Genomic DNA, 451 nt, shown 5'->3' with positions numbered 1-451 from the left:
GTGGCCGGCTGATCGACGACCCGGCCTTCAGCCGCAGGCTCGCCGATGCCCGAATCCGCACCGATGTGCTGGAAATCCTGGAGTACCAGGTGCTGGCCGCGGTGGCCGAGGGCGGCCATCCGGGCACGGCGTCGTCGATGCTCAAGATCCTGAGCACCGAACTGAGCCAGACCCTGACCGAACTGTCCATGGAGGCCGCGGGCCCGCTCGCCCGCGCCTACCAGCCGCACGCCACCTTCCCGGGCGGCCCGGTGGCCGAATACGAACCGCCCGCCGACGGCTATCACAGCGGAGCGCCGTGGCAGGCGGTCGCCCCACTGCGCTATTTCAACGACCGGGCCGGCTCGATCTACGCCGGTAGCAACGAAATTCAGCGAAACATCCTCGCCAAGGCAGAACTGGGGCTCTAGATGGACTTCAACCTGACCACCGAACAGGAACTGCTGCGCGA

The 451-nt window shown here is 67.4% G+C and carries 1 protein-coding gene; it reads left to right on the top strand.

All coding sequences use genetic code 11. The features are described from left to right. Positions 1 to 410 (top strand): acyl-CoA dehydrogenase family protein (locus RNB18_RS52030; protein WP_311721060.1); only part of this gene is annotated, 410 nt, incomplete at its 5' end. Positions 411 to 451: the final 41 nt, after the last annotated feature.

This window comes from Streptomyces doebereineriae (assembly GCF_031845645.1).
In the GTDB taxonomy this organism is placed as follows: Bacteria; Actinomycetota; Actinomycetes; order Streptomycetales; family Streptomycetaceae; genus Streptomyces; species Streptomyces canus.
Note: the sequence above shows the minus strand (reverse complement) of the source record. Positions and strands in the feature narration are given on the sequence as shown.